The sequence below is a fragment of the Halobacillus sp. BBL2006 genome, assembly GCF_000786645.1.
GTDB lineage: Bacteria > Bacillota > Bacilli > Bacillales > Halobacillaceae > Halobacillus.
In genome coordinates this window covers 1-1525 of sequence record NZ_JRNX01000532.1, presented here as the reverse complement: position 1 = coordinate 1525, position 1525 = coordinate 1, and the positions used below count along the sequence as shown (strand labels likewise).

At 42.0% G+C, this 1525-nt stretch carries 2 protein-coding genes; both read left to right on the top strand.

All coding sequences use genetic code 11. The features are described from left to right. Positions 1–1101: chorismate-binding protein (locus LD39_RS15335; protein ID WP_035549127.1), on the top strand; the 1101-nt coding region annotated here is incomplete at its 5' end. An 18-nt stretch (positions 1102–1119) separates the two neighbouring features. Continuing rightward, a complete protein-coding gene (locus LD39_RS15330) occupies positions 1120–1488 on the top strand; it encodes a thiol-disulfide oxidoreductase DCC family protein (protein ID WP_035549124.1) in 369 nt (122 codons plus the stop codon). The last annotated feature ends 37 nt before the right edge of the window (positions 1489–1525 follow it).

Below are 1525 nucleotides of genomic sequence, written 5' to 3'. Positions count from 1 at the left end.
CTGTATTCATCAGAAAAAGAACGCTCAGAAAATTTAATGATTGTTGATTTATTAAGAAATGACCTTGGGAGAGTAGCGGTCCCAGGATCTGTGAAAGTGCCTTGCTTGTTCGAAGTAGAAACGTATCCGACAGTTCATCAAATGACTTCTACCGTGCAGGGGAAATTAGAGGAAAACAACTCAATGCTGGAAATATTCCAGGCGCTTTTTCCTTGTGGATCAATTACAGGAGCCCCGAAAGTCAGGACAATGGAGTATATCCAAGAACTGGAACACTCCCCGAGAGAGGTCTATTGTGGTGCAATCGGTTATATGACGCCCTATAACGAAGCTGTATTCAATGTACCGATTCGCACGGTCATGATAGAACATGACTCTGGAAAAGCTGTTTATGGCACAGGGGGCGGAGTGACATGGGATTCTACTGCAAAAGGAGAATATGAGGAAATTCATACAAAAGCCCGACTTCTTTCCGAAAAAAGACCAAGCTTTAAGCTTTTAGAGACGATGAAGATTGAAGATGGGGAAATTCCATTGGTGGATCGTCATTTGAAGAGAGTCGCTCAATCCGCAAACTATTTTGATTATCCTCTTGACCCTCATCAGTTACGCGAGGAACTTGAAAAGATCGCTGCTGGATATAAGCAAGGACAGTTTAAATTGCGGATGATGGTCGATTCTTCAGGAAATCCCAGTTTTGAAGCAGTATCCATTGACCCGCCCAAGGAAGTAACTTGTTCACTCGCAAAATGGCCGATAGATGAGATGAACCCCTTCTTTTATCATAAAACGACTTATAGGGACATGTATCAGGAACATAACAATCCGGAGTCATTCTCAGTCTTGTTATGGAATTCAAGAGGGGAGTTGACGGAGTTCACATTTGCGAATCTCATAGTCAAAATGAATGGCAATTATTATACTCCTCCAGTGAAATCAGGCCTTTTAGCAGGTACCTTCAGAGAGCAACTGTTAGAAGAACGAGTCGTTAGGGAAAAAATTCTATACAAAAAAGATATCGAAGCATTCGAAGAAATTTGGATGGTAAACGGTGTGCGGGGATGGGTAAAAGTTACAATGGCTTCTGAAAATAATCATTGATCAAAGGGGGATGAAGATATGAAGCACGTCGTTTTCTATGATGCGCAGTGTCCGTTTTGTTTCCAGGTGAAAAGAATATTCCGTAAGTTTGACTGGCTGAATCAAGTGAAATGGGTGTCAGTTCAGGAAGTGGAGAAGGCGGGAAAGTATCCATACCTAGAAGGACGAAACACATTAGATGAGATTCATATGCTTACGAAAGAGGGAGAAATCAAGCAAGGTTTTGCTACGATTAGCCACTTATTACTTGTGCTTCCTCCCGTTTCCATCTTAGGCCTGATCTTGTATCTGCCCGGAATGAACCGTGTCGGCTCTCCTTTATATAGATGGTTCTCAAGTCATCGTTATCAGTGGTTCGGGCGTTATGATGTCCCTCGATATGCTTAAATGAGAGATCTCCAACAGGAGGTCTTTTTATTTTTTT

What these genes read in the sequence shown, in the direction of transcription:
- LD39_RS15330 (WP_035549124.1), top strand. Translation starts at nt 1,120, where the DNA reads ATGAAGCACGTCGTTTTCTATGATGCGCAGTGTCCGTTTTGTTTCCAG.